Annotated in this window: 20 protein-coding genes and 1 pseudogene; 12 read left to right on the top strand and 9 right to left on the bottom strand. The window is 71.2% G+C overall.

The genetic code is table 11. The annotated features are described in order from the left end of the window. The first annotated feature begins 22 nt into the window (after positions 1-22). Both ACFQO7_RS29890 and ACFQO7_RS29885 read left to right on the top strand, forming a co-directional pair. A complete protein-coding gene (locus ACFQO7_RS29890) occupies positions 23-1,822 on the top strand; it encodes a glycoside hydrolase family 3 protein (RefSeq protein WP_376809507.1) in 1,800 nt (599 codons plus the stop codon). A gap of 9 nt (positions 1,823-1,831) precedes the next feature. Further along, positions 1,832-3,118: an exo-beta-N-acetylmuramidase NamZ family protein gene (locus ACFQO7_RS29885; RefSeq protein WP_376809506.1), complete on the top strand. Its 1,287-nt coding sequence runs from the start codon at positions 1,832-1,834 to the stop codon at positions 3,116-3,118. A gap of 58 nt (positions 3,119-3,176) precedes the next feature. Here ACFQO7_RS29885 and ACFQO7_RS29880 read toward each other — a convergent pair whose 3' ends face one another. From ACFQO7_RS29880 to ACFQO7_RS29870, 3 genes are all read right to left on the bottom strand, one after another. After that, the gene (locus ACFQO7_RS29880) at positions 3,177-3,938 is read right to left on the bottom strand and encodes a hypothetical protein (RefSeq protein WP_376809505.1); all 762 of its coding nucleotides are present in this window, start codon (positions 3,936-3,938) and stop codon (positions 3,177-3,179) included. 57 nt (positions 3,939-3,995) lie between these two features. After that, on the bottom strand, positions 3,996-4,592 hold the full coding sequence (locus ACFQO7_RS29875) for a hypothetical protein (RefSeq protein WP_376809504.1): 597 nt from the start codon (positions 4,590-4,592) through the stop codon (positions 3,996-3,998). Between the two features lie 111 nt (positions 4,593-4,703). Next, on the bottom strand, positions 4,704-5,513 hold the full coding sequence (locus ACFQO7_RS29870) for an alpha/beta hydrolase fold domain-containing protein (RefSeq protein WP_376809503.1): 810 nt from the start codon (positions 5,511-5,513) through the stop codon (positions 4,704-4,706). Between the two features lie 72 nt (positions 5,514-5,585). Here ACFQO7_RS29870 and ACFQO7_RS29865 point away from each other — a divergent pair, with 72 nt between their 5' ends. After that, positions 5,586-6,014 (top strand): hypothetical protein, encoded by a 429-nt coding sequence (locus ACFQO7_RS29865; protein WP_376809502.1) that lies wholly within the window; start codon positions 5,586-5,588, stop codon positions 6,012-6,014. Here the strand turns inward: ACFQO7_RS29865 and ACFQO7_RS29860 are convergent. Then, positions 5,985-6,890, bottom strand: a complete 906-nt coding sequence (locus ACFQO7_RS29860; protein ID WP_376809501.1) for a LysR family transcriptional regulator — start codon at positions 6,888-6,890, stop codon at positions 5,985-5,987. The genes ACFQO7_RS29865 and ACFQO7_RS29860 overlap by 30 nt on opposite strands. 154 nt (positions 6,891-7,044) lie before the next feature. On the opposite strand from ACFQO7_RS29860, the gene ACFQO7_RS29855 reads away from it, so the two are divergent. Further along, a complete protein-coding gene (locus ACFQO7_RS29855) occupies positions 7,045-7,659 on the top strand; it encodes a dihydrofolate reductase family protein (RefSeq protein ID WP_376809500.1) in 615 nt (204 codons plus the stop codon). Between the two features lie 68 nt (positions 7,660-7,727). Here ACFQO7_RS29855 and ACFQO7_RS29850 read toward each other — a convergent pair whose 3' ends face one another. Then, positions 7,728-10,031, bottom strand: coding sequence for an immune inhibitor A domain-containing protein (locus tag ACFQO7_RS29850; protein WP_376809499.1), 2,304 nt, complete (start codon positions 10,029-10,031; stop codon positions 7,728-7,730). A 451-nt stretch (positions 10,032-10,482) separates the two neighbouring features. On the opposite strand from ACFQO7_RS29850, the gene ACFQO7_RS29845 reads away from it, so the two are divergent. Then, complete coding sequence (locus ACFQO7_RS29845; protein WP_376809498.1) at positions 10,483-12,318, top strand: LamG-like jellyroll fold domain-containing protein; 1,836 nt, start codon at positions 10,483-10,485, stop codon at positions 12,316-12,318. Between the two features lie 85 nt (positions 12,319-12,403). Here the strand turns inward: ACFQO7_RS29845 and ACFQO7_RS29840 are convergent, their stop codons facing one another. Then, the gene (locus tag ACFQO7_RS29840; RefSeq protein ID WP_376809497.1) at positions 12,404-13,306 is read right to left on the bottom strand and encodes an EAL domain-containing protein; all 903 of its coding nucleotides are present in this window, start codon (positions 13,304-13,306) and stop codon (positions 12,404-12,406) included. Between the two features lie 209 nt (positions 13,307-13,515). Next, a complete protein-coding gene (locus ACFQO7_RS29835) occupies positions 13,516-16,326 on the bottom strand; it encodes a helix-turn-helix transcriptional regulator (RefSeq protein WP_376809496.1) in 2,811 nt (936 codons plus the stop codon). Positions 16,327-16,824: 498 nt separating this feature from the next. Here ACFQO7_RS29835 and ACFQO7_RS29830 point away from each other — a divergent pair. The 3 genes and pseudogenes from ACFQO7_RS29830 to ACFQO7_RS29820 form a co-directional block, all read left to right on the top strand. Beyond that, positions 16,825-17,817, top strand: a pseudogene (locus tag ACFQO7_RS29830) (glycoside hydrolase family 11 protein); the annotation flags it as partial. Positions 17,818-17,907: 90 nt separating this feature from the next. After that, positions 17,908-18,759 (top strand): polysaccharide deacetylase family protein, encoded by an 852-nt coding sequence (locus ACFQO7_RS29825; RefSeq protein WP_376809525.1) that lies wholly within the window; start codon positions 17,908-17,910, stop codon positions 18,757-18,759. A 108-nt stretch (positions 18,760-18,867) separates the two neighbouring features. Beyond that, the gene (locus tag ACFQO7_RS29820) at positions 18,868-19,422 is read left to right on the top strand and encodes a hypothetical protein (protein WP_376809495.1); all 555 of its coding nucleotides are present in this window, start codon (positions 18,868-18,870) and stop codon (positions 19,420-19,422) included. Between the two features lie 51 nt (positions 19,423-19,473). Here ACFQO7_RS29820 and ACFQO7_RS29815 read toward each other — a convergent pair whose 3' ends face one another. Next, entirely contained in the window at positions 19,474-19,776 is a 303-nt protein-coding gene (locus ACFQO7_RS29815) for a hypothetical protein (protein WP_376809494.1), read from the bottom strand. A 178-nt stretch (positions 19,777-19,954) separates the two neighbouring features. Here ACFQO7_RS29815 and ACFQO7_RS29810 point away from each other — a divergent pair, with 178 nt between their 5' ends. Next, positions 19,955-20,809, top strand: a complete 855-nt coding sequence (locus ACFQO7_RS29810) for a hypothetical protein (RefSeq protein WP_376809493.1) — start codon at positions 19,955-19,957, stop codon at positions 20,807-20,809. A gap of 25 nt (positions 20,810-20,834) precedes the next feature. Further along, on the top strand, positions 20,835-21,659 hold the full coding sequence (locus ACFQO7_RS29805) for a DUF1295 domain-containing protein (protein WP_376809492.1): 825 nt from the start codon (positions 20,835-20,837) through the stop codon (positions 21,657-21,659). Positions 21,660-21,723: 64 nt separating this feature from the next. Here the strand turns inward: ACFQO7_RS29805 and ACFQO7_RS29800 are convergent, their stop codons facing one another. After that, positions 21,724-23,214 (bottom strand): MFS transporter, encoded by a 1,491-nt coding sequence (locus ACFQO7_RS29800; RefSeq protein ID WP_376809491.1) that lies wholly within the window; start codon positions 23,212-23,214, stop codon positions 21,724-21,726. Between the two features lie 167 nt (positions 23,215-23,381). Here ACFQO7_RS29800 and ACFQO7_RS29795 point away from each other — a divergent pair, with 167 nt between their 5' ends. Together ACFQO7_RS29795 and ACFQO7_RS29790 are read left to right on the top strand one after the other, a co-directional pair. After that, positions 23,382-23,750 carry a YciI family protein gene (locus ACFQO7_RS29795; RefSeq protein ID WP_360524966.1) on the top strand — a complete coding sequence of 123 codons (369 nt, stop codon included), beginning with the start codon at positions 23,382-23,384 and terminating at the stop codon, positions 23,748-23,750. Further along, a complete protein-coding gene (locus ACFQO7_RS29790; RefSeq protein WP_376809490.1) occupies positions 23,747-24,976 on the top strand; it encodes an RNA polymerase sigma factor in 1,230 nt (409 codons plus the stop codon). The genes ACFQO7_RS29795 and ACFQO7_RS29790 overlap by 4 nt, the downstream gene beginning before the upstream one ends. Positions 24,977-24,995: the final 19 nt, after the last annotated feature.

Below are 24,995 nucleotides of genomic sequence, written 5' to 3'. Positions count from 1 at the left end.
ACAACTCTCTCGGAGGCCGTCGATGAAACATCTCGCCGCCGCCGTCGCAGCCCTGGCGGTCGCTCTGCCCGCCCCCGCCGCGGCACGGCCCGCCCCTGCCCCCGCCGCCGAACACGGCTGGGTCACCTCGACCCTGCGGCACATGAGCCTCGAACAGAAGGTCGGCCAGCTGTTCGTCACCTACGTGTACGGCTCCGACGCCACCGACCCCGCCCCGGCCGACCGCACCGCGAACCTCGCGGCCTTCGGCGTCGAGACCCCCGCCGAGGTCGTGGACCGCTTCCACCTCGGCGGCGTGGTCTACTTCGCCTGGTCGCACAACCTCGACAACGTGCGGCAGATCGCCACGCTGTCCAACGGGCTGCAGGCCGCGTCGCTGCGCCCGGGCGGCAAGGACGAGGTGCCGCTGCTCATCTCCACCGACCAGGAGCAGGGCGTCGTGCAGCGCATGCCCGCGCCGTCGGCCCAGTTCCCGGGCTCGATGGCGCTGGGCGCGGCCCGGTCCCCGGCAGCCGCCCACCTGGCCGCCGAGGTCACCGGCCGCGAGCTGAGCGCGGTCGGCGTGCGCCAGCCGTACGCGCCGATCGCCGACGTCAACGTCAACCCGGCCAACCCCGTGATCGGCGTGCGCTCCTTCGGGTCGGACCCCGCCGCCGTCGCGGGCCTCACCGCGGCCCAGGTCGCCGGATTCGAGCAGGGCGCGGGGGTGACCGCGGTCGCCAAGCACTTCCCCGGGCACGGCGACACCGCCACCGACAGCCACACCGGCCTGCCGGTCATCCACCACACCCGCGAGCAGTGGGAGCGCATCGACGCCCCCGCGTTCCGGGCGGCGATCGCCGCCGGCGTCGACTCGATCATGACCGCGCACATCGTCGTACCTGCGCTGGACCCCTCGGGCGATCCCGCCACCCTGTCGCCGACCATCCTCACCGGCGTGCTGCGCGAGGAGTTCGGCTACCAGGGCGTGATCGTCACCGACGCGCTCAACATGGCCGGGGTACGCACCAAGTACGGCGACGCCCGCGTGCCGGTGCTCGCCCTGAAAGCCGGCGCGGACCAACTCCTGATGCCGCCGAACCTGGCCCTGGCCTACGACTCGGTGCTGCATGCCGTGCGCGACGGGGAGCTGACCGAGCGCCGCATCGACGAATCGGTGCGCCGCATCCTGTCGGTCAAGTACCGCCAGGGGCTGAACCGCTCGCCCTACGTCGACGTCGAGGCCGCGGTCACCTCCGTCGGCGCGGCAGACCATCTGGCGGCGGTCGCCGAGGTCACCGACCAGACCCTCACCGCCGTACGCAACGACGCCGGGCTGCTGCCGCTGGCGGGCGCCGACCGGTCCGTGCTCGTCACCGGCTGGAACAACGCCGCATTCAACCCGATCGGCAGACTCGCCGACGGCTTCACCGCCCGCGGCTCGCGCACGACCGCACTGCCCGCGACGCTGCCGTCCGCCCAGGCGATCGCGAACGCCGCCGCCCAGGCCACCCAGCACGACCTCACCGTCGTCCTGGTCAACAAGGCCTGGGACACCGCCGTCGGCGACCCGCGAGCCAGCCAGCAGCAACTGGTCGCCGCCCTGGTCGCCACCGGCAAACCCGTCATCGTCACCGCTGTGCGCGACCCGTACGACATCGCGTATCTGCCCGGCGTCAGCACCTACCTGGCGGCCTACGCCTACACCCCCGCGGCCATGGACACCCTGGTCCGGGTGCTGCACGGCGACCTGTCCCCGCACGGACGGCTCCCGGTCACGATCGTCGCCGCCACCGACCCCGCCACGACGCTCTACCCCACCGGCCACGGCCTCACCTGGTAGGAGAAACCCTTGTTACGCAGAAACCTCATCACCGGCGGTATCGCCGCGGGTGCGCTCGGCGCGACCGCGCTCGCCGCGCCCGCCGGGGCCGCGCCCAAGCCGCACCGCGTGCAGACCGGACTGGACCGGCTGGTCGCCGAGCGGTTCGCCACCCTCGCCGGGCAGAAGGTCGGTGTGGTGTCGAACCCGACCGGCGTCGACGCCGACTACCGGCACCTGGTCGACCTCATCCACGAGTCCGGCCGGGTCGACCTGGTCGCGGCGTTCGGGCCCGAGCACGGCTTCCGCGGCTCCGCGCAGGCCGGCGGCAGCGAGGGCACCGGCGTCGACGCCCGCACCGGCATCACCGTCTACGACGCGTACGGCGCCTCGCTGGCCAAGTGGGAGGAGATGATGACCCGGGCCGGGGTCGAGACCGTCGTGTTCGACATCCAGGACGTGGGCGTGCGCTTCTACACCTACATCTGGACCATGTACACCTCGATGCTCGCCGCGGCCCGGCTCGGGCTGCGCTACGTGGTGCTCGACCGGCCCAACCCGATCGGCGGGCGCGCCTTCGGTCCGATGATGACCCCGGAGTTCACCTCCGGCGTGGGCCTCAAGGAGATCATCCAGCAGCACGGGATGACGGTCGGCGAGCTGGCCCGCTTCTTCAACGCCGAGTTCCTGCCCGCCGAGGCGGGCCGCCCGGTCGAGCTGGACGTGGTGGCGTGCAAGCACTGGAAGCGCGACATGTTCGCCGCCGACACCGACGTGCCGTGGGTCATGCCCAGCCCGAACATGCCGACCCCGGACACGGCGCTGGCCTACCCGGGCACCGGCCTGTTCGAGGGCGTCTCGTCGATCAGCGAGGGCCGGGGCACCACCCGCCCGTTCGAGCTGGTCGGCGGTCTGGCCACCGACTTCGACTACCACTGGTCCGACCGGCTCAACAACCGCGGCCTGCCGGGCGTGCGGTTCCGGGAGGCGTACTTCGTGCCGACGATCGCCGGGCACCACCCGCCGCTGCTGAACAAGCTGTGCGCCGGGGTGGAGGTCAAGGTGACCGACCGGGCGGCGTACGACCCGATCCGGACCGCGGTCGCGATGCTGGTCGAGGCGCGCAAGTATGCGGCGTTCGCATGGCGGGCCGACTCCTACGACCCGGTGCGGCCGTACTGGGTGGACAAGCTCACCGGCTCGTCCCGGCTGCGCACGATGATCGACGCGGGTGCCGACGTCGACGACGTCGTGGGCGCCTGGTCGGCGGAGCTGGCGGCGTTCGAGCAGCGACGCCGCCCGTACCTGCTCTATTGACAGCGCGCAGTGCGCCCCGGCCGTACGTCCGCATCGGATCGCGGCGGCCGGGGTGTGCTCACCGCGGTTCGCGCCACCAGTCCGCCTCGCCCCTGAGCAGCACCTCGACTCCGCCCGGGGCCTCGCCGACCGTCAGGCACACCTGCTGGTACGCGGTGCCCACGCGCGACAGGATCCCCGTGACCGGACGGCACTCCTGCGTCCAGCCGTAGCCGGCCAGCACCTCACGCACCTGCGACACGGTCAGTCGGCCCTCCAGGAACACCGTCTTGGCGCACACCGCCCCGTTCTGGCCGCAGTTCTCGCTCCACACCCGCGCGACCGACAGCCCCGACCCCCACGGCACGGCATCCCGGGTCGACGGCATCCGCGCGCCCGGCAGCTTCGCCCCCACGAACCCCCAGCAGCCCACGAGCAGCACCACCGCGCCCAGGGCGGCCAGGCTCTCGAACCGCCGACCGCGCACCGAGCGCCCCACCAGCATCACCACGACGGGCACCAGCGACGCCAGCGCCGTGAACGGCAGCAGCCAGTCCACCTCCGGTGCCAGCGGTCCGCTGCTCAGCCACACGTGCGACGCCAGCAGGCACCCGGCCAAGGCCGTCAGCTGCACCGCGCACGCGACCACCGCAGCCCGCGGCGTGGCGGCGACGGCCACGACGACCAGCATCGGCACGAGCACGATCAGCGCGCACACCACCGCGATCCAGGGCTCCGCCAGCTGCCACCGGCCGATCAGCGCCACCACTGCGATCAGCGCCGGCACCGCGTACGCCATCCGCCCCCGCCACCCGGCGGGCCGCCACCACGTCTTCAGCACGTACGTATCCTGCAGGCTCCGGCTGCTCGCGCGCTGACCCGCGACCCGGCGGCTCGATCAGACCGGCCGGCCCGGCGGCACGATCCGCTGCCACTCGCTGGAGTAGACGGTGCCGAACAGGCGCAGCTGGTCGCCCTTGCAGCTGTAGGTCTCCGGAGTGATCGTGGCCTTGAGCTTTTCCTTGGCACGCTGGCTTCCGTTGACCTTCAACGTGGTCCAGCCGGTCGCCTGCGGGTTGCTGTAGTTGATGGTCTTGTCGTCGGCCACGTAGTTGAGCTTCGTCGTGCCATTGTGGATCATCTCGAACCGGTCGCCGTAACCCGCGCCGCGGCGGGTCGTCTTGTCGACGGTGGTCATCGTGCCGTCGGCCTTGATCTGCATCAGCGTGCCCGAACCCGTGAACTGGATCTTGTTGCCGTACATCTCCCAGTTGGCCGTGTACGCGGTCTCCCGCCAGCTGCCGATCAGGCAGTCGGCCGGAGCCGCGCTCGGCGGCGGTGCCGGCGGTGAGAGCGAAGGGGACGTGGCGACCGTCGGCGAAGGGCTCGGCGGCGCGGCCGGCTCATCGCGAAGCGCCAGGTAGGCCGCGGCACCCCCGGCCAGGCAGAGCACCAGCAGCGCGACGAGCGCCACCACGCCCACCACCACGGGCACTGTCCAATCACGACGGGGCGGAGTCGGCTGCACGAGACCAGCATCCGCAAGGATCACCGTGACGACAAGTCCCGAATCGATCACACAGCCGGAGGTCGCGACGAACCGGCCTCACCTGCCGGGCAGCACCTCGTCCAGGAAGTCGATGCCCTGCTCGATCAGGCCGCCGATGTCGTCGTATCCCTCGAAGCAGTGGTCGGCCCCGGGCACGAGCACGAGGTCGGCCCGCACCCCGACCGCGCGCAACGCCTCGGTGAGCGCCTGCCCCTGGCTCGCCGGGACGATCTGGTCGTCGGTGCCGTGCACGGTGAGGAACGGCGGGGCCCCGGCGTGCACCCGGCTGAGCGGGTTGCCGAAGGCGACGAACTCCCGCCGGCCGCTGAGCGGCCCGCCGAACAGCATCGCGGGTGGGGCGGCCGGGTCGTCCAGGTCGTGCACGGCGAGGAGGTCGACCGCGCCGTACCAGTTGACGACCGCCTGGATCGCGGTCTCGCCGACACCGGTCAGCCCGGCCATCGCAGCGAGGTGGCCACCCGCCGACTCGCCCAGCGCGGCAAACCGGGCCGAGTCGATCTTCAGTTGGTCGGCGTGGAGGCGCAGCCAGCGCACGGCCGACTGGACGTCGAGCAACTGGGCCGGATACTGCGCTTCCAGCGCGAGCCGGTAGTCGACGTCGGCGACCGCCCAGCCGCGGTCGAGGAAGCGCTGGTGGAACCGGTGCGGTGCGACCGTCGGCGGCAGGCCCACCCGGCTGCCCTCCAGCCAGCCGCCGCCGTGCACCCACAGCAGCACCGGGAACGGCCCGTCACCCGGCGGCAGGTGCAGGTCCAGGTGCAGCGGCCGGTAGCCGGGCACCACGGCCACAGTGCAGTCCGCGAAGGTGACGGTGGGCCGTGGCTCCGGTGGCGGGTATCCGGTCACGGGCGCACTCCATTCATGATCACTACGATGTGCCGAGAATACCTCGCCTGACGGCCACCCCCGGAGGACCACATGACCATGCCCCGCCTGTCACCTGCCGGCTGGACGATCGCGGCCTTCGGCCTCGCGGCGCTGCTGCTCGGCGCAGTCGGCCTGATCAGCCCGGCCACGCTGCTGGCCTCGATGGGATTCGCCCACGACGGCGCCGCCGCCCGCGCCGCCGACGACTACACGCTCGTGTTCGTCCGGACCTCGGCCATGGCCTCGTTCAACATGGGCGTCTACTACCTGCTCGCCGCGGCGAAGGACTGGACGGCGTTCTTCGCCTACACCGTGGCCTTCCGGCTGGTGACGTTCACCGTGTTCACCGCCCTGGTGCTGACCGACACGGCACCGGCCGGCTTCTTCGCCGTCGCGGCCTGGGAAGGGGCGGGTGCGCTCGCCACCTTCGTCGCGCTGCGCGCACGACGGTCACCCGCCGGAGTTCGTGCCACCAGTTGAGGCTGCGGCCACGGCGCAGTCGACGAATGAGCGGATCAGGCTGGTCTCGTTCGCGGCCAGCCACACCGGGGCCCACCGCACGGGTGGCGCATCCGGCATCGGCAGGTAGGCGATGTCGGGTCTGGGGTAGAAGCGTGCGGCGTGTTCTCCTACCGGGAAGACGCCCTTGCCGGTGGCGACGAGAGCGAGGATCTCGGGAAAGGTGTCGGCCTTGGGACCGAGCAGCACCCGGCGTCCGCTGGGCGTGGCGGCCGGGATGCGGGCCAGCCTGGTCTCCTCGGGCATGGTGTCGGGCAGCTGAACGACCGGGTGGTCGGCCAGGACCTCCATGCTGACCTCGCCTCGGCCGGCCAGCGGGTGCCCCACCGGGACGGCCAGCAGCTGCTGTTCGGACAGCAGCTGCGGCCCCACCCGCACACCGCGGACCGGCAACACGGTGATCAGGACGTCGACCGCGCCGCTGAAGACCCGTTCGTAGGCGTCGTGGACCTGGGCCTCGTTGATGTGGACCGCGCAGTCGGGCTGCCGGACACCGAACAGCGCGACCGCCTTGAGCAGCAGCTGGCCCGCGCCGGCACCGAGGAATCCCACCCGCAGTGTCCCGCTGATCCCTCGGCCGGCTTCGACGGCCCGGCGCACCGCGCTGTCGATGCCGGCCAGGTGCGGGGTGAGCTCCTCGACGAGGCAGGCGCCGATCGTGGTGAGCGCGACCGAGCGGCTGGTACGGACGAACAGATCCGCTCCTATTCGGCGTTCCAGGCGCTTGACGATGCGGCTCACCTGGCCGGTGGTCATCCGCAACTGTTCGGCGGTACGGCCGAAGTGCAGCTCCTGGGCCAGGGTGAGGAGCACCTCGGCCTCGGTCCGTTCCAGCATGCGCACCGCCCATCGTTGTCTGCGGAGCAACGAAGGTAGCTCGAACCGTGCTTGATCACATTCTCGCGATCACCGAGGGTGGTCGTTGTCACCCCGCACGAACAACGGCCGCAGACGGCCGGCGCGCTCGAAACCCTGGAAAGGATCCCTTGCGATGGGCAAAGTCATCTCCGCCATGTCGATCTCCGTCGACGGCTACGTCGGGGCCGCCGACCCCGAACAGTGGTGGCCGGTGCATGAACGACTGCACGGATGGGTGTTCGGCCTGGCAGCGTGGCGCTCCCGGCAGAACATGGAGGGCGGTGCGCACACCGTCTCGTCCGACCTGGTCGCCGAGGAGTTCGCCGGCACCGGCGCGTACGTGCTCGGCCGCAACATGTTCGACTACGGACAGGAACCCTGGGGAGAGAAGCCGCCGTTTCAGGCTCCGGTCTTCGTCCCGACCCACCGCCCACGCGAACCGCTGACACGCATCGGCACCACGTTCACCTTCGTCACCGAAGGCATCGAAGCCGCGCTGAAGCTGGCCCGCGAAGCCGCCGGCGACAAGAACGTCTTCGTCTCCGGCGGTGCCAGCATCGTCCAGCAGTGCATCCGCGCCGGGCTGCTCGACGAACTGCACCTGCACCAGACCCCGGTGCTGCTCGGCGCCGGGATCCGGCTGTGGGACGACATCGGCACCGACTGGAAAGACCTGCAGCCGACAAGGGTCACCGCTGCCGACGGCGTCACCCATCTGTACTACGGGTTCGACAACACCCAGAAGTGAAGCCCGTCGGGAACGGCGCAGGGCCGGGAGCTAGGCTCCCGGCCCTGCGTTTCTTACGCTGGCCCGTGCTACGGGTTGACCACGCTGACGGTCAGGACGTTGCCCGACTGGGCGGTGACCGTGGCGGTGACGCCGAGGCCGGCGACCTTCACGCTGCCCTGCGGGTTGGCGGTGCTGTAGTACGCGTCCGGGTTGGTGTCGTCGAACGTGGCGATGCCCGCGTTGGCCGGGGCGCAGGCCGCCACGGTCTGCACGGTCTGGGTCTTGCCGCTGCCGGCGAGCACCTCCTTGTGCAGGCACAGCTCCGGCACCGGCTGGATGCCGAACGTCGCGTCGAACGGCTGGCGGCGGTTGCTGGGCCGGGTGCCGTCGGGGTACGCGAACGGCGCGGGCCGGGCGTCGACCGGCAGCGACAGGCCGGTGCCGGGGTGCTCGGAGGTGTTGTTGTCCTCGACGGTGTGGTTGACGTACCACACGAGCATGCCGGGGCGGAACGAGAAGAACTCGACCTTGTCCGGCGCGCTGAGGTTGTAGCTGAACTGGTAGGGGCCGGTGCGCAGGGTGTCGTCCCAGCCGACGTACTGGCGGTTCTCCAGCAGGTAGTAGCGGTCGGCGGTGGTGGTCACCGTGCCGGTCGAGCGCTGCCACTGGCCGGTCGCGGTCCAGGCTCCGGGCTGCTCGACGTCGTCGGTCAGCACGGTGGTGTTGCCGGCCTTGACGACGATGTCGTCGATGAACGCGCCGGCGAAGTGCACGCCGCCGTCGGTCTGGTAGCGGAACCGGAACTGCGTCGCGGCGCCGCCGGCGGTGTAGGACAGGCGCAGCGTGGTCCACTTGCCGTTGGACGAGCCGGTGATCGGCTGGCCGATCTGCGACCAGGTCGTGCCGCCGTCGGTGGAGTATTCGCCGTACAGGTAGTCGAAGCCGGCCTCGATGTCGTACCAGGCCTTGGCCGTGACGGTGACCTTCGAGGCGGCCGGCACGGCGTGCGACAGGGACTCGTTGAGCTGGTCGGCGCTGCCGGTCCACCAGGCGTACTGGCCCGAGGAAGGCGTGGTGTACGTCGTCGACGTGGTCGCGGCGGGCAGGTTGACCTTGATCGCCTGGGCGTTGGCGGCGTCGGCGTCCTGGGCCGGGTCCAGCAGGATGGTGCCGCTCTGGCCGGGGTTGACTTCGCGGTAGTCGAGCCAGCCGAGGAACAGCTTCTCCTCGGGGCCCATCAGGCCGGGCGTGGTGCCGATGCCGTTGTTCGCCTCCGCCCCGTGGCCGAGCCACGAGCCGGAGCTCATCAGCGTCCAGAACGCGGTGGTGTTCTCGCCGCCGGCGGTGTCGTAGTAGTCCGGCAGGCCGAGGTCGTGGCCGAACTCGTGGGCGAACACGCCCAGGCCGCCGTTCTCCGGCTCGGTGGTGTAGTCGCCGAGCCAGTAGTTCGAGTTGCCGATGCGCGCGCCGCCGGACAGGTTCTGCTGCGTGCCGACGCTGGGACCGGACACGCCGTAGTCGGTGGCGTTGACGTACCAGCGGTGCGACCAGATGGCGTCCTCGCCCTGCGCGCCGCCGCCGGCGTCCTCGCCCTCACCGGCGTGCACGGCCTGGAAGTGGTCGATGTAGCCGTCGGACTCGTCGAAGTCGCCGTCGCTGTCGAAGTCGTAGCGGTCCCAGACGTCGAACTGCGCGAGGTAGGCGTTGATCTGGTCGGGGGTCATGGTCGCCAGCGCATGCTGGTACCAGGCGTTGCCGGTGTCGCTGATGAAGGCCCAGGAGCCGCCGTTGTCCTCGATGGCGTTGTCGCCGTAGTAGGACGCGTTGTAGGGCACCTTCACCCAGTCGCTGACGGTGTTGGTCACCGAGTACCGGCCGGAGGACAGGTCCTCGTAGAAGCTCTTCATCGACTCGCCGGAGCCGTTGAACAGCTGCTCGTAGTGGGCGGTGTCGAAGTCGGGGGCCCATTCGGTGGAGTTGTTCACCGAGCGGTCGGGGGCGGGGATCTCGTTGTGCAGGGGGCCGGGAGCGGTGCCGTACTTGCCCGCGCTCTGCGTGCCGAACTCGGACAGGATCGTGAAGATCTTGTCGGTCTTCTCGAACGCCACCTCGACGACGTTGTCCGTCGCGGCGTCGACCGTGACGTTGCCCTTGGCGTCGACGTGGGCCTTGCCGCGGGCGACCATCTCGAGTGCGGCCTTGCGCTTGGCGAGCCACTGCTCGGTGCGCGGGCCGGGCCGGTTGTCCGGCCGGTGGGCCGCGGCGGCCTGCGCGCCGCCTTCCGCGTTCCCGCTGGGGGCAGGTGCTGCACCGGCCGGCCATTGCAGGGCAGCGACTACCATCGCCGCGCCGGCCGCGCCGGCGACAGCGGAGATGGTGAGCTTCCTCATCGTGTTGATCCCTCCGGGGCGGAAACTGTGAAGCAGTTTTCGCTTCACTTTGCGGAGCCTCACACAGAACGACGAGTTCATCTCTCGGCCGCCGAGCCGGGTGGTCCGTGACGCGGATGTCGCGGTCGCGTCGCGGACGTCGGCCGGCACCGTCATCACCGGGCCGGCTGCGGTCGCGTGGGCAATCCTGCAACACCGGGAGCCGACGGGGAGGGCAGCCCGGCCCCGCATCCACCAAATATCGACTGCCATCGCTGCAAATGTGGACGCGAACGGCTCCGACATCGAGATTGGCCGGTTGACTGCGTTCCACGGGCTCGTCTAACGTCGCCGGGAAGCGCTTTCCAGCGCCTACGCGACCGGGTTGCCGCAACAGACGGCCCGGTGCCAGGCACGTCCCATGCCGTCGCCCAACGGCATGGTCCGCTCCCAGCACAAAGGACGCACACCGATGAAACCGCACACCTCTCACCGCCGGCGCGCACGCCTCGCCGCACTGGTCACCGCCACCGCCGCGGCAGCGCTGACCGTCATCGCCGGCACCCTGCTGACCACACCCGCCAGCGCCGCGACACTGTTCAGCGCCGACTTCGAATCCGGCGCGAGCGGCTGGTCGAAGTCCGGCGGCGACTGGACCGTCGTCGCCGACGGATCCCAGGTGTTCCAGCAGGCCAGCGCCACCACCGATCGCGCCCGCCAGTTCGCCGGCTCCAGCAGCTGGACCGACTACACCGTGCAGGCGCGGGTCAAGCCGCTGACGTTCGGGTCCGGCGGCGTCGCGGCCCTGGTGTCGCGGTCCAGCGGCGCCACCGTCATGTACCGGCTCGCGCTCACCGGCGGAAACCGGGTCGAGCTGCAGTACATGAACGGCAGCAGCATCACGGTCCTGGCGGGCGTGTCCCGGACCGTGTCGACCGGCACCTGGTACACCCTGCGGATCACCACCAGCGGCACCACCGTCAGCGGCTACGTCGACGGCACCCTGGTGGGCACCGCCACCACCTCGGCGATCTCCGCCGGCCGCATCGGCCTGTTCACCGGGTACGCCAGTGCCCGCTTCGACGACGTCAGCGTGACCGACAGCGTCACCACCCCGCCCAGCAGCCCGGCCCCGTCGGGCAGCAGCGCCTCGCCGTCGCCGTCGAGCGCGTCCCCGTCGCCGTCCAGCGCGTCGCCGTCGCCCAGCGTCAGCCAGCCGCCGTCCGGCACGCTGTACGTGGCGCCCAACGGCAGCGCGAGCGCAGCCGGCACCCTGGCCAGCCCGACGACGCTCGCTTCCGCGATCACCCGCGTCACCGCCGGTGGCACGATCTTCATGCGCGGCGGGACGTACAACTTCTCCTCCACGGTGACCGTCGAGACCGGAAACAACGGCACGTCCAGCGCCCGCAAGAAGATCGCGGCGTACCAGAGCGAGGTCCCGGTGCTGAACTTCTCGGCCCAGGCCGAGGACCCGGCCAACCGCGGGCTCGCCGTGAACGGCAACTACTGGCACGTGTACGGCATCGTCGTGGAGCGGGCCGGTGACAACGGCATCTTCGTCGGCGGCAGCAACAACATCTTCGAGCGCACGATCACCCGGTTCAACCGCGACACCGGGCTGCAGCTGTCGCGGACCCTGTCGAGCACTCCGCAGAGCCTGTGGCCGGCCAACAACCTGATCCTGAGCGCGGAGTCGCACGACAACGCCGACTCCGACGGTGAGGACGCGGACGGCTTCGCCGCGAAACTCACGGTGGGCTCGGGCAACGTGTTCCGCTACGCCGTGTCGCACAACAACATCGACGACGGCTGGGACCTGTACACCAAGACCGACACCGGGCCGATCGGCGTGGTGACCATCGAGGACTCGATCGCGTACAACAACGGCACGCTCAGCAACGGCGGCCAGGCCGGCGCGGGTGACCGCAACGGCTACAAGCTGGGCGGCGAGGACATCGGGGTCAACCACATCGTGCGGCGCAACATCGCCTTCAACAACGGCAAGCACGGGTTCACCTACAACAGCAACCCGGGTTCGATGACGGTGTCGAACAACATCAGCATCGACAACGACGAGCGCAACTTCTCCTTCGACGCGGGTTCGTCGGTGTTCCGCAACAACACCTCGTGCCGGTTCAGCAGCGGCACCAACGACCGCATCGTCGGCAACTCCGACAGCTCGAACCAGTTCTGGTCGGGCACGAACGGGTCGCGGTGCTCCGGGCTCAGCGGCGCCCTGGGCTGGTCGTTCGCCAGTGACGGCCGGCTGGTGGTGACACTGGGCGGCACGGTGGTCACGCCGTAACCGCCAGCGCGAGGCGGGGCCGCCGACCAACTGGTCGGCGGCCCCGCCCTGTCTCTGCGCCGCAGGCGCGACCGGCCGTCAGCGCTCACTCGGCGAGCAGTGCCCCGGCCAAGGCCGGCAGGGTCAGCGGCAGCGCGAGGTGGTAGCCCTGGGCGAAGGAGACGCCGACGCGGGCGAGCGCGGCGAGCTGCTCGCGGGTCTCGACGCCCTCGGCGGTGACGTGCAGCCCCAGGGTGTGGGCCATGTCGGTGAGCATCTTGACGATGGCGTGGTCGCGCGGGTTGTGCAGCATGCCGGCCACGAACTCCCGGTCGATCTTGATGCCCTGGATGGCCAGGCGGGACAGGTAGCGCAGATCGGTCGAACCCGCACCCATGTCGTCCAGGGCCACGCTGACGCCGTGGCGGATCAGCTTCTTGAGCCGCGGGCCGGCGTGAACGAGCGTCTTGAGGTCGGCGCCTTCGCACAGCTCCAGCCGCAACCGGTGCGCGGCCAGCCCGGCGTCGCGCAGGGCCGCGGTGACCATGCCGGTGAAGTCTGTCGCCAGGCTGGCTGCGGACAGGTTGACGTTGACGTGCGCGGGCGCCGCGTGGCCGAGTGACTCGGCGAGCGCGGCCATGTCGGCGCAGGCCCGGTTGAGAACCCAGCGGTCGAGCAGGGTCAGGTGCCCGCCGCGGTCGGCCGCGGGCAGGAACCGGTCGGGGGCGATCAGGCCCAGGGTCGGGTGCTGCCAGCGCACCAGTGCCTCCACCGCCACGACCGTGCGGTCGGCGAGCCGCACGATCGGCTGGTAGAGCAGCCGCAGCTCGCCGTCGGCGACGGCCTGGGCGACGGTGCGCCCGGCCACGTGCGCGCCAGCCTGCGGGCGGGCGCCGGCCCGGCCGCTCCACCGTCTGACCAGGCGCAGGAGCGCCCCTAGGTACGGCAGGGTGGCGATGCTGTCGACGAGACTGATGAACCACAGTGCCATCGGGACGTGGACGGTCATCGGGAGGCTCCCCTCGGGCGAGCTTCGGTGGCGGTCGCCCTCGGCGAGGACGTGCGTCAACTGTCGCCGTTTCGGGGTCGCCTCGAGCCCGTGCCGGGCACTGGTTGGTCGTCTGCGGTCGGTTTACCGGGTACCCGGGCCTGCGGGTTTCGTCGCACGTGGCGACCCAGGGTGCGGGACTGGTGTCCGTTTCCAGGGGCCCCTGGTCATCAACCAGATGAACTAGATTGAGGAGGCATCCACGGTGTGGCGGGCTCCGCGGCGTCGAGCGCGGCCTCGCGCAGTTCCCGGCGTGAGCTGATGGCGAGCTTGGTGAAGACCTTGCGCAGATGCCACTCGACGGTGCGCGGGCTGATGTACAGCTCCGCCCCGATCTCGGAGTTGGTGCGCCCGTCGCGGGCCAGTGAGGCGATCAGGGACTCCTGGGGCGTGAGGTCGAGCACCGACTCGGCCGTGCGTTTGCGCACCGTCTCCCCGGCGGCCTGCAGCTCGTTGCGGGTGCGCTCGGCGAACGCCTCGGCGCCCATGACCGAGAACATCTCGTGGGCGCGGCGCAGGTGCTCGCGGGCGTCGGCGCGGCGGTTCTCCCGGCGCAGCCACTCGCCGTACACCAGGTGCGCCCGGGCCAGGTGCGCGTTCATCCGGCAGGCCGCGAGCCGGTCGATCGCCTCCCGGTAGAGCTGCTCGGCGGCCGGACCTTCGCTCAGCAGCGCGCGTGAGCGGGCTTCGATGCCCAGCGCCCACTGCGTGCCGCTGGCCTGCGTGCGTTCGGTGAGCTGTGCCAGCGCTTGTGTGGCGGCCTCGGGCTGCCCGGCCCGCGCGGCGGCCTCGACCAGTTCGGTCAGCGCCCACGACCGGGCCACGAAGACGTCGCCGGTGGTGGCGCGTTCGGCGGCGGCCTGCGCCGAGGAGTAGCGGCCCAGGCTGTTGTCCAGCACCGCCGCGGCGTACTCCGTCAACACCAGGGCGCTGCCCTCGCCCCGCGGGAAGGCGTCGGAGATGCCGTCCTGGGTCAGCTGGGCGGTGGCCTGCTGGTCGCCGCGCCATGACGCCAGCATCAGCGGCGTGTACGGCGGGGGCGACACCCGGATCGCGGCCTCGAGCACCGCCGCCTCGTCGTCGCACGCGGCCGCGGCGACGAAGTCCCCGGCCTGCACGTAGTAGCTGGCGAGGTAGTCCAGAGCCATCGGCAGCAGGCTCAGCTTTCCCGTCCGCCGGGCCGCGCCGACCCTGCGTTCGAGCAGGTCCCGCAACGCCTCTTCCTCCCACAGCTCAGCCGCCACCAGCGCGGTGATGAGGCAGATCCAGGTGAGGTCCTGTTCGACGGCGCGGACGGCCTCCATCGCTCGCCGCAGGGTGGGCACCGCCTGCGGGTATCCGTCGGTGAACTGTATCGACAGCCCTTCGAGCAGCAGGTCCACGGGCTGCTGCGAGCCGGGTTCGGAAAGCGCCGTGCGGGCGGACTCGGCCACGGTGCGTACGCCGAACTCCGGTTCGAGCCGTCCGGCACCGGCGAACACCGCCGCGAGCAGTGCCTCCAGGTAGGTCTCGCGGGCCAGCGCGCCGTCCAGCGGGGCGAGCCGCTGCGCGGCGTGCAGCAGCAGACCGGGCGCCTCGCTGCCGCGGCTGCGCAGGAACGCCAGCTGCGCGCGCAGCCGTTCCAGCCGTGCCTGCTGAAGCCGGTTCAGCGGGCTCAGCTGCGCCGTGGCCAGCAGGTCGTTGGCCATGTCGGACGCGCCGGCGTCGAACGCTGCCTGGGCGGCGGCCAGGGCACGTTCCCCGCGGCGGCGCAGGTCCGGAGTGAGTTCGGCGGCCCGCCGCAGGAACGCCGCGGCTGCCGCTTCGCCGCCGCGGGACTGGGCGCGCTCGGCCGAGCGCTCCAGGTCCTGGGCGACGGTCTCGTCGGGCACTGGCGTCGCGGCCGCGAGGTGCCAGGCGCGCCGGTCGGGGTCTGCCACGCTGTCGGTCGCCTCGGCCAGGGCGCGGTGCACCTGTCGGCGTTCGGCAGGCGGGGCAGAGCGGTAGACGGTGGAGCGCACCAGCGGGTGCGCGAACCGCACCCGGGTGCCGATCATGATCAGCCGGGCCGCTTCGGCGGGCACCACCGCGTCGGCGGGCAGGCCGAGCCCGGACGCGGCGCGCCATAGCAGTCCTGGGTCGCCGACGGGATCGGCGGCGGCGACCAGCAGCAGCCGTCGCGTCTGTGGGGGAAGTTCGCCCAGGCGGCGCAGGTAGCACTGCTCGATCCGGCTGACCTGGCTCAGCGACGGCCGGCTGCGGGGCAGGCCGTACCCACCGGCCAGTTCGGACACGGTCAGTTCGGTGGGCAGTTCCAGCAGGGCCAGCGGATTGCCGCGGGCCTCGGCGAGGATCCGGTCGCGTACCCGCTCGTCGAGCGGTCCGGGCACCACCGACGCCAGCAGTGATCGCGCGTCGCGGTCGTCGAGGCCGGCCACCGCGAGTTCGGGCAGTCCGAGCAGTTCGCGGTCCCCGGGCTGGAGTTCGTCCCGAGGTACCCGTACGGCGAAGACGAGACCGATCGGGTCCGCTGTCGGCCGCCGGGCGACGAAGGCCAGGGCCTGGGCTGACTCCTGGTCGAGCCACTGGACGTCGTCGACGAGGCACAGCAGCGGCCGGCCGGCGGCCACCTCGGACAGCAGGGTCAGCACGGCCAGGCCGACCAGGAACCGGTCCGGCGCAGGCCCTTCGGCCAGCCCGAACGCGCTGCGCAGCGCGTCGCGCTGCGGGGCGGGCAGGCGGTCGAGCCGGTCGAGCATCGGGCCGCAGAGCTGGTGCAGGCCGGCGTACGGCAGCTCCATTTCGGACTCGATGCCGGATACGCGATGGGTCGGGATGTTCGGCGCATTGTCGGCGAGGTAGTCCAGCAGGGCGGTCTTGCCCGCTCCGGTCTCCCCGCGCAGCACCAGGACCGCGTGCCCGCCCTCCCGGATCTCGCCGAGCAGCCGGTCGAGCGCCTCGCACTCGGTGCGGCGACCGTAGAGCCCGTGGTCCGCAGACATGTCGGACATCTCCCGTGAGAGCCGTCGACCAGGATGCCGCCGGAGCCCTGAAGGCCCGGAGCACGACCATCGTTTTCGGGTGACACCAGCCTATCGCCCGCGACCTCGAGGCCGGGCGGGAACCGGGCATGGAGAACGCGCTTCCTCTGGTGAACACACCCCCCGGAAGTCTCCGAAACTTCCGGTAAGGGCGGCCGCCATATCTTCGACCATCAAGTGATGTGATCATCAATGATCGATGACAGCAAGGGGCTTGGCAGCAGACACTGCTCCGATAGTTTCCGGAAGTTGTTGACTTGGCGATCGGCGCTGCCCGACGATTCGTCTATCGATGAACGTGATCGCGCCAGGCCGGGCTCCGGCAAGGTGAAACCCGTCGTCGACCCGTCCCGATCAGCGATCCGGTGCCCGGACCCGAAGTCCCGCAGGGGTTCTCCCGTGACGCCGGCCCGCGCCCACACCTCCTGGCTCGCCCAGGCCTCACGAGTAGGTGGCTCCATGCCCGACACCCCCGACCGCCCGACCCGCCGCAGGCACGGCCGCCTACGGCTGCTGTTCGGCGCCGCCTGTGCCGCGGCGCTGGCCGTCGCCGCCGTGCTGCCGGCCGGCAACGCCAACGCCGACACGACCGTCACCACGAACCAGACCGGCACCGACAACGGCTTCTACTACTCGTTCTGGAAGGACAGCGGCAACGTCTCCATGACCATGGGCGCCGGCGGCCAGTACAGCACCCAGTGGAGCAACGTCAACAACTTCGTCGCCGGCAAGGGCTGGAAGCCCGGCACACGCCGCACGGTCAGCTACTCCGGCAGCTTCAACCCGTCCGGCAACGCCTACCTCACCCTGTACGGCTGGACCCGCAGCCCGCTGATCGAGTACTACATCGTCGACAACTGGGGCACCTACCGGCCCACCGGCACGTTCATGGGCACCGTCACCAGTGACGGCGGCACCTACGACATCTACCGCACCCAGCGCGTCAACCAGCCCTCCATCGAGGGCACCGCGACGTTCTACCAGTACTGGAGCGTCCGCCAGTCGAAGAAGACCGGCGGCACCATCACCGCGGGCAACCACTTCGACGCCTGGGCGAGCAAGGGTATGAACCTGGGCAGCCACGACTACCAGATCATGGCGACCGAGGGCTACCAGAGCAGCGGCAACTCCAACATCACCGTCAGCGAAGGAACCGGCGGAGGCGGCGGAGGCGGAGGCGGAGGCGGCAGCAACGGCTGCACCGTCACGACCACCCGCGCCGACGAGTGGTCCGACCGGTTCAACGTGAACTTCGCCGTCAGCGGCAGCAGCGATTGGACCGTCTCGATCGGACTCAACGGCGGCCAGAGCCTGCAGAACAGCTGGAACGCCACCGTCAGCGGCAGCACCGGCACCCTTACCGCCAGGCCCAACGGCGCCGGCAACAATTTCGGCATCACGCTCTACAAGAACGGCAACAGCAACACCCCGACCGCGAGCTGCTCCGCCTCAGGAGGCGGCGGCAACCCCACACCCACGCCGTCGCCCTCCCCGACCGGAGGTGGCGGTGGCGGCAACAGCTGCTCGGCGGGCTACGTCGGGCTGACCTTCGACGACGGCCCCAACACCGGCACCACCAGCCAACTGGTCAACACGCTGCGCCAGTACAACGCGACCGCGACGGTGTTCCCGACCGGCTCGAACGCCCAGTCGAACCCGTCGCTCATGCAGGCCTACCGCAGCGCCGGGCTGCAGATCGGCAACCACAGCTGGGACCACCCGCACCTGGTCAACATGAGCTCCAGCGAGATCCAGTCGCAGCTGACCCGCACCCAGCAGGCGATCCAGCAGACCGCGGGCGTCACCCCGAACCTGTTCCGCCCGCCGTACGGGGAGACGAACTCCACCCTGCAGCAGATCGAGAACTCCCTCGGCCTGCGCGAGATCATCTGGGACGTCGACTCGCAGGACTGGAACAACGCCAGTGCGAGTGCGATCCGCCAGGCCGCGTCACGCCTGACCAACGGCCAGATCATCCTCATGCACGACTGGCCGCAGAACACGATCTCGGCGCTGCCCGGCATCATCCAGGACCTGCAGGCCCGCAACCTGTGCACCGGTCACATCTCGGCGAGCACCGGCCGGGCCGTCGCCCCGTCCGGCAGCGGCGGCGGAGGCGGAGGCGGAGGTGGTAGCTGCACCGTCAGCGTCAGCCGGGCCGACGAGTGGAGCGACCGGTTCAACGTGACCTTCGCCGTCAGCGGCAGCAGCAACTGGACCGTCACGATCAGCCTCGGTAGCGGCCAGAGCCTGCAGAGCAGCTGGAACGCCACCGTCAGCGGCAGCACCGGCACGCTCACCGCCAGGCCCAACGGCGCCGGCAACAACTTCGGCATCACGCTCTACAAGAACGGCAACAGCAACACCCCGACCGCGAGCTGCGCCGCGGCCTGATCCCTGCGGTGGGGACGCCCGTCAGGGGCGTCCCCACCGCCCGTCCCCACCCCGGGACCGGCATGAAAGCCGTGCTCGATGCAGCCCTGGCGGCCGTACACTGCCGCGATGAGCCGGAAGAGCTTCTACGACCTGCGTTTCGGCGTCGCCCCGGGCGGCGCCCGCAAGGACGCCCACTACCTGCGCGGCACCCTCGACGAGGTCAAAGCCGACCTGGCCGCGGAGCTCGCCGACGGCGGCAACCTCTACCTGCTCTGCTGGTACGGGGCGGACCTGGCGCTCGACGTCTACCAGTACGGCAGGCGCACCCGGTCGATCGACCTGCACCCGTACATCTCCATCGACGTCGAGGGTTATCCGCGGATCACGTTCACCGGTCCGGGCGAGCCGGTCGGGCACGACTTCGGCTCCGACGAGGAGCAGAACGTCGACGACGGCAGCCTGTCGGACCTGTTCTTCATGGGCGCGGTGGAGCAGGTCACCACGGTGACCGTCGACTGGGCCGCCGTTGACGTGCCCGCGCTGCGCGGCGAGCCGGCCCGCCCCGGCGACCTCGTCGTCATGGACGAACGGATGGTCGCCGACGCCGCGGCCGACGAAGCCCGCGAGCAGGCGATGCCCGACGCCGAGATGCGGTACGGCTACACCGACTTCGAGGCGTGACCCGTGGCGGCGAGCAGGGCCGGCATTGTCGGCCTGCGGGGCCGACGCCGATCACATGCCCCGGTTCACCAGGCCCCACGGTGAATCCGTGCCCGCCGGGCCCCGGGCCTGGCAGACCGACCCGAAGCGTTCGTGATGGTAGTCGAGGCGGTCGTTGCGCTCGGCCTGCGGCACCCGCTGCCATGCGCCCTGGCTCTCGGTCCACCAGCTGCCGTCGGTCTTGGCGATGGTGTTGATCGTCGAGGACATCGGCGTGACGAGACCTTGCTGCCACCGCGCCACCATCGCAGCGTGCGTCATTTCCGTCAATGCGCTCATATCGGAACGCGCGGGCAGCAGGTTGTCGGCAGACACTGTGGCGTTCCTAACGCAGGGGGCGGGGTTACCTGGAACTATGCGCTGCGCAGCGGCGAATGGGCAAGCGTTTCCAGGACGCGATGTGGTCTCACCTGCAGAAGACGGTCATCAGGGCCGAAACCGGGTGCGCGTGATCGAGGTGAGCGACGTGGTACGCGCCGTCTAGGTTGACTGCGTGCCAGGAGTCCGCGACTTCCCGATCGAGATCCAGCATCCTGTCCGTGACGTGCAGGCGTACCTGTCCAGCCGGGGTGGCGTACGCCCGTATGCCCTGGCCCGCGCCGACTTCGAGCCGCTGCCGGTCGGCGAGGACCGCACCGACGTGCTCGCCTTCGTCAACGAGGTGCCCGCCGACGAGCTGCCACCGCGGTTCGCTGCGGCGTTCGGCGAGGGCGCCATCACTCAGCTGCGGCAGTGGTCCTACCGCGGTGTTCCGCCGTATGCGCTGCGCATCCGTCTGCGCGACGCGCGCTGGCGCGAGCAGGAGTCGGACGAAGCGGGGTTCGGGTGGGCGGGGCGGCGGGCGGCCCGCGAGGCTGCCCGATGCATCGAGCGCGACGCCCGCCCGCGCGCCTATGTCAGACGCTGGCCGGCGCCGCGTACTGCCGCGTTCACACCGCCTGCACACGACGTCTTGCAGGACTGGACGAGCCCGGCGTTCCACCCGGTCCGCGATGTCCACGTCCGCCTCGCCGTCGCATCCGCCTGCGGTGTCTTCGCCATCGCCACCGCCGACTTCGAGCCGCTGCCGACCGGATCCGACCTGCTCTTCGAATTCGTGTGCGAGCTCGCCGACAGCCGCCTGCCCCAGGAGTACGCCGAGGCCTTCGAACTCGGTGTGCACGAGACGCTGTGCGCCGTCGGCACCAGCGGGTTGCCGACCGCGGCGGTACGCGTGCGCCTGCACGACGCGAAGTGGCACCCGGTCGACTCCAGCGAGCGCAGCTTCACCGAAGCGGGCCGCCGCGCCGCCGCCGAAGCGCTGCGCGGCCAGGCCGAAACCCACCCTCATGGCGGCTACCCGGGCTGAACGCGGGCCGCTACTGTGCCCGATCATGGACGCCCTCATCGTCTGCCTGTGGATCTGCGCCGGTGCCTGCGCCGCGACGTGGCTCGCCTCCCTGGTCACCAACGAGCACTCGTGGGTGGACCGGATCTGGTCGATCGTCCCGGTAGTGTACGTCGCCGTGTTCGCCGCCGCGGCCGACTTCGCCGACACCCGGCTGAACGTGCTCGCGGTGCTGGTGCTGCTGTGGGGCGCGCGACTGACGTTCAACTTCGCCCGGCGCGGCGGCTACGCCCCCGGCGGTGAGGACTACCGCTGGGCGATCCTGCGGGCACGGCTGTCGCGGTGGCAGTTCCAGCTGTTCAACCTGCTGTTCATCACGGTGTACCAGAACATCATCCTGCTGCTGATCGCCCTTCCCGCGTACACGGCACTGACGCACCCGGGCCCGTTCGGCGTGCTCGACGCCGTGCTCGCCGTGGTGTTCCTGGGGCTGCTCGTCGGGGAGACCATCGCCGACCAGCAGCAGTGGGACTTCCACCGGCGCAAGCACGCCGAGCTCGCCGAGGGCAGGCAACCGCGGTCGCGGTTCCTGCGCACCGGGCTGTTCCGCTACTCGCGCCACCCGAACTACTTCTTCGAGCAGGCGCAGTGGTGGGTGGTGTTCGGCATCGGCGCGGCCGCGGCCGGTTCGGTGCTGCAGTGGACGGTCATCGGCCCGGTGCTGCTCACCGCGCTGTTCGTCGGTTCGACGATGTTCACCGAGAGCATCACCCTGTCGCGGTATCCGGAGTACGCCGACTACCGTGCGGTCACCTCGCCGATCGTGCCCTGGCCGCCGCGCCGCGGCGGCGCGTCCGACGATCGGGCCTGACGTCCCGCCGCCGGAGATCGGCGGCGGGACCGGTGCTCTGCCGTGGCCGGCGAAGGCGTATCCGTCAGCGAAGACGTCGAGCCAGGACGATCACCAACGCGACGAACAGGACTGCGGCGCAGACGGCGACCAGGCTGAGGCCGCCGGTGAACGCGGCGTGCGCGACGTTCAGGAGCCGACCGGCCGGTCCGGCGGGAAGCGTGGCGGCCGCGGCCACGGCTCCGGCGACGGACTCGCGTGCGGCGTCCGGTGCTTCGCCGAATCCGGCTAGCCGGGCGTGATAGACACCCGCCGCGACCGTCCCGAACAGGGCGATGCCCGCCGTGCCACCGAGATAGTTGCTGGTCTCCGACAGCGCCGCGGCCGACCCGGCCTGCTCCGGTGCGACGGAGCCGATCACCACGCCGGTGCCCAGCGCGAACAGCGGGCCGGTGCCGAACGCGATCACCGCGGCCCCGGCGACGACTGTCACCGGACCGGCGGCCAGGGCTACCGGCAGGAAGCCGAGCGTGGACACGACCAGGCCCGCGACGATCGCCGCACCGGGAGACAGCCGCCGCCGGGTCAGCGGAGCGAGCGTGCAGCCGGCGGCCATGGCCAGTCCCATCGGCGCGAACCACACGGCCGACGCCAGCGGCGAGTACCCGCACACGAGCTGCAGGTACTGCGTGGTGAGCAGGCCGACTCCGGCCAGCCCGGCGCCGGTGACGACCATCGCCGTCAGCACCGCGCCGACGGTGCGGTCGCGCAGGAGGTCCAGCCGCAGCAGCGGATCGCGCAGGCCGCGCTGGCGGCGGACGAACAGCACGGCGAACAGTGCGCCGACGGCGACGGCGGCCAGGGCGGCGGGCGCGTCGGCCAGGTCCGCGCCGAGCTGCTTGACGCCGTACGTGAGGGGCAGGATCGCGGCCAGCGACAGCAGGACGCTGGCCAGGTCGAGTCGGCCCGCGTCCGGGTTGTGGGAGTCGGGCAGCGTCAGCGGGGCCGCGACCAGCAGTACGGCCATCGTCGGCGCGCCGATCAGGAACACCGATCCCCACCAGTAGTGCGTGAGCAGCACCCCGCCGAGCACCGGCCCCAGCGCCGCCCCGGCGAACACGCAGGTGGACCATGCGGTGATGGCCAGGCCTCGCTGCCGGGCGTCGGTGAACATGGCGCTGATCAGGCCGAGTGTCGACGGCATCAGGGTCGCGCCGGCCACGCCCAGCAGCAGCCGGGCCGCGATCAGCATCGCCGGGCTGGTCGCGTAGGCGGAGGCCACCGACAGCAGGCCGAACGCCGCGGCCCCGATCATGAGCAGCCGCCGCCGGCCGATCCGGTCGCCGAGGGTGCCCATGGTGACGACGAACCCGGCCACCATGAGCCCGTACCCGTCGGCGATCCACAGCTGCTGCACCGCGTCGGCGCCGAGGTCGGCGCTCAGGTGCGGCAGTGCCAGGAACACCGAGTTGATGTCCAGCGCGACCAGCAGCGTGGGCAGCGCGAGCACCACCAGGCCCAGCCATTCGCGCAGGCCAGCCCGTCCGGCTCGGTCCAGGGACGTTATCGTGGCCATGGCGGCTCCTCCTCGTCGAAACGATGTCGCGAGGAGGTCGGGACCGGTCGCGGATTCTTGCGCCGACGGCACGCGGAAACTTCTCCGGCGGATGTCAAGAACGCATGGGGTGCTCCGACTGCAGGGTGACGGGACCGCCACGGACCCGCGGACCTGAGGAGGCCGAAGTGAAGTTCCTGCTGCTGCTGCACAACAACCCGGCTGTGCTGAACGCGCTCACCGACGACCAGCGCACCGCGATCATGAACGGCCACGGCGACTTCATCAAGACGATCCAGGAGTCCGGCGAGCTGATCGTCACCCAGGCGCTGGCCGATCCGTCCAACAGCGCCGTGGTGCGGGTGCGCGACGGTGTCCCGGCTGTCACCGACGGCCCGTACCTGGAGGCCAAGGAGTTCCTCGGCGGCTACTACCTGGTCGAGTGCGCCGACCGGGACCGGGCGCTGGAGTTGGCCGCGATGATCCCCGACGCGGCTGTCGACGGGCTCGGCGTGGAGGTGCGGCCCGTGATGTTCTCCAGCGGGATGGAGATGTGACCGCCCGCACCGAGGACCTGCTCCGGGAACTCGCCCCGCGGGTCCTCGGTGCGCTCGCGCGCCGCTACGGGGAGTTCGACGCCTGCGAGGACGCGGTGCAGGAGGCCCTGATCGCCGCGTCGCAGCAGTGGCCCACCGCCGGGGTGCCGGACAATCCGCGCGCCTGGTTGAGCGCCGTGGCGACCCGGCGGCTGGTCGACCACGTGCGCAGCGAGGTCGCCCGGCGTCGCCGGGAGGCGACCGCCGCCGCGCTGGCCGGAGCTCCCGTGGTCCCCGGTGTCGCCTCCGAGCAGGTGCCGGAGGCCGATGACACGCTCACGTTGCTGTTCATGTGCTGCCATCCGTCGCTGACCCCGGCTTCGCAGGTGGCGTTGACGCTGCGCGCCCTGGGCGGTCTGCCGACGGCGCAGGTCGCGGCGGCTTTCCTGGTGCCCGAGGCGACGATGGCTCCGCGGATCAGCCGGGCCAAGCAGCGGATCAAGCAGGCGGGCGCCACCTTCGACCTGCCGCCGAAGTCGGAGTGGCACGACCGGCTGCAGGTGGTCCGGCACGTGCTTTACCTGATCTTCAACGAGGGCTACACGGCAAGTTCCGGCGCGCACCTGCAGCGACCCGACCTGGTCGCCGAGGCGATCCGGTTGACCCGGTCGCTGCACCGGATCCTTCCCGACGACGGCGAGGTCGCCGGGCTGCTCGCGCTGATGCTGCTCACCGACGCGCGCCGCCGGGCCCGCACCGGCCCCGACGGGATGCTGGTGCCGCTGGCCGAGCAGGACCGCACCCGGTGGAGCGCCGACACGGCCGAGGAGGGCCTGGCGCTGATCACCCGCACCATGGCCACGTTCCCGCCTGGTCCGTACCAGTTGCAGGCGGCGATCGCGGCGGTGCACATGGAGGCCGCCAGTGCCGACCGGACCGACTGGCCGCAGATCGCGGCGCTGTACCGGATCCTGGAGGGGCTGTCGCCGAACCCGATGGTCACCCTCAACCGGGCGGTCGCGGTGGCGATGACCGACGGGCCGCGGGCGGGGCTGGAACTACTCGACACGCTGGAGGCCGACGAGCGCATGGCCCGCCACCACCGGCTGCCCGCCGTCCGCGCCCACCTGCTGGAGATGGCCGGTGACACCGCCGCGGCCCGGGAGTCGTACCGGCTGGCCGCGAAGCGGACCGCGAGCCTGCCCGAGCAGCGGTACCTCACCGAACGGGCCAAGCGGCTCACCTGAATCCGCCGTACCTGCGGGT

The organism is Catellatospora aurea (assembly GCF_042663325.1).
GTDB lineage: Bacteria > Actinomycetota > Actinomycetes > Mycobacteriales > Micromonosporaceae > Catellatospora > Catellatospora aurea.
This window is presented reverse-complemented; position numbering and strand designations above follow the sequence as displayed.